Origin of the sequence: Nitrosomonas supralitoralis (assembly GCF_003011925.2) — a bacterium.
In the GTDB taxonomy this organism is placed as follows: domain Bacteria; phylum Pseudomonadota; class Gammaproteobacteria; order Burkholderiales; family Nitrosomonadaceae; genus Nitrosomonas; species Nitrosomonas supralitoralis.
Map to the genome: position 1 here is coordinate 1 of NZ_PXXU01000130.1, position 2,379 is coordinate 2,379.

General features: G+C 49.4%; 3 protein-coding genes. 2 read left to right on the top strand and 1 reads right to left on the bottom strand.

The window, feature by feature from the left end:
* The coding region (locus C7H79_RS16890; RefSeq protein WP_309477336.1) for a ferritin-like domain-containing protein at positions 1-711 on the bottom strand (711 nt) is incomplete at its 3' end.
* A gap of 57 nt (positions 712-768) precedes the next feature.
* Between C7H79_RS16890 and C7H79_RS16895 the strand changes: the two genes are divergently transcribed.
* Positions 769-1,191 carry an acyl-CoA thioesterase gene (locus C7H79_RS16895; protein WP_106708391.1) on the top strand — a complete coding sequence of 141 codons (423 nt, stop codon included), beginning with the start codon at positions 769-771 and terminating at the stop codon, positions 1,189-1,191.
* A 143-nt stretch (positions 1,192-1,334) separates the two neighbouring features.
* Entirely contained in the window at positions 1,335-2,255 is a 921-nt protein-coding gene (locus C7H79_RS16900; RefSeq protein WP_106708392.1) for a sulfotransferase domain-containing protein, read from the top strand.
* Positions 2,256-2,379 lie beyond the last annotated feature (124 nt).

Sequence of the window (2,379 nt, forward strand, 5' to 3'; positions counted from 1 at the left end):
TAAAAAATTGAACCAGTGTGAACCGATGGCAACATGCCCCACTTCATCGCGCAAGATGATTTCCAGCACGGCAACTGTTCTGTTATCGCCTGCTTGCTGTAACCGCTTGATGATGCTGGGCGTTACGTCAAGCCCCCTGGCTTCCAGCACACGAGGCACCAAAGCCATCCGCACCAGTGGATCAAATGCTGTGCGCCTGGCCATCTCCCATAAGCCGTCATGCGCCGGTAAATCGCCGTAATCATGTCCCAATTCGTCCAGACGCTGGCACAACAATTGAAAGTGATAGGCTTCCTCAACGGCGATTTGCACCCAATCACTATAAAATTGCTGTGGCAGATCGCGAAAACGATACACCGCATCCCAGGCCAGATTAATGGCGTTGAATTCGATATGTGCGAGCGCATGAATCAATGCGACAAGCCCGTCGGGTGTGCTTAATCGGCGTTTCGGCACGTTTGCGGGAGACATCAGAACGAGTCTGGCGGGGTACCCTGGTTCATCAATCGATTTGGGCGCGTTTTTCGATTCCAGCGATAGCAAACCCTCGCGCCAGGCTTGTGCGGTTTGTTCGGTTAATCGAAGTTTTTCTTTGATTTCACAGGCCGCCAGACAAGATTCAGCGGCATCGAACAGGATCCCCATAAACGCATGTGTCAAGGTTATTAGAAAAAGTTTGAGAAAAAGAAAGCATGGCTTAACATAAAACATTATTATATCCTTGGATTATACGGTGATGCACCAACTCTCATAAGCGATACGATAACTATGACTGATAAACTTCACGATTCAGCATTCCATGCTTCGTTACCGGAAGGACAACCCATATTGCGCATGGTGCCCACGTCGTCGGACACGAATTATGCGGGTGATATTTTCGGTGGCTGGATCATGTCGCAGGTGGATATCGCCGGGAGCATCCCGGCGATTCGTCTGGCGCGAGGGAGGGTCGCCACGATTGCAGTAAATTCGTTTGTTTTCAAACAACCGGTATTTCTAGGCGATCTGGTTAGTCTTTATGCCGACATCATTAAGGTCGGGCGTACCTCGATTACAGTTAATGTGGCGGTATATGTGCAGCGCGGTGTGCGCGAAGGCGGTGAGGAAATTTGCATCAAAGTGACCGAGGCGGTGCTGACTTATGTGGCTATCGATCGCGACCGACGACCAAGAACTGTATTGCAAAAATGATAATATGATATGTTTATAGCAAGTAAGTCGTTGCTCATGGGGATCATCGTAGATTTGCTACAGTTCTTAACCCTTATGTTACGATTGCTTGCAAAATCGAGTGTGTTCCTATTGTTAACAACATTAAATAACAGGTTATCGAGATGATGAAACCACCCCAACGCACCCATATCTATCAGAATCATCATTTCGACAGCACGCGCTGGGATTATTTCCAATCGCGTGATGATGATATCGTTATCGCAACATCATACAAGGCAGGTACGACGTGGACGCAAGCGATTGTTGCGCATCTGCTCTTTCCTGATGGGAATTTCCCGGCACCGCCTGCGCAAATGTCGCCATGGCTGGACATGCGTGTTGTTCCACTCGAAGTGGTTCTGAACAACTTGAAGGCGCAGCAGCATCGCCGTTTTATCAAAACACACCTGCCGCTCACTGGTGTGCCATATAGTGAAAAAATCAAGTATCTCTATGTTGCCCGTGACACCCGTGATGTCTTCATGTCTTTGTGGAATCACTATGCCGGCATGAAAGAAGAGATACTCATGCTGATGAATATGCTGCCGGGACGCATGGGAGATGAACTTCCGCCTGCACCCGAGGATATTCATGAGTTCTGGAAAAATTGGATATCCCGTGGCTCTTTTGCGTGGGAAACGGATGGCTGGCCATATTGGTCGCATCTTACCAATGTTCAATCCTGGTGGAATTACCGTCATTTGCCCAATATTCAATTGTTCCACTATACCGACATGCTTGCAGATACAGAACGAGAGGTTCGTCGCATCGCCGATTTTCTGGAGATCGACGTGCCCGGTCAAGCCTGGGGCGGCATCATCAAAGCTGTTTCCTTTGCCGAAATGAAACGCCAGGGTGAACTGTATGCGCCGGGGGGCGGTCAATTCTGGAAGGGTGGGGCGGAGACTTTTATGCACAAAGGCACCAATAACCGCTGGCGTGATGTGCTCTCCGACGAAGAGCTGGCATTCTATGACGCCGCCTGCAAACGTGTGTTGACGCCTGATTGTCGGGAGTGGCTGGAGAATGGAGGAACGATCTGATGCAACTGCAACACTGAACAAGCTTCGCTCAGAACCGTTCTTGTTAACGGAAGCAGGGCGTGCCGGGTTAGCGCATGCTTTGCTTTCCAAGTTTGGATAATCCCAGATTTCCCATTAGGTTTGT

Excerpts from the sequence above, each read along its gene's own strand:
- C7H79_RS16895 (WP_106708391.1), top strand. The coding sequence starts at position 769 with ATGACTGATAAACTTCACGATTCAGCATTCCATGCTTCGTTACCGGAA.
- C7H79_RS16900 (WP_106708392.1), top strand. The coding sequence starts at position 1,335 with ATGATGAAACCACCCCAACGCACCCATATCTATCAGAATCATCATTTC.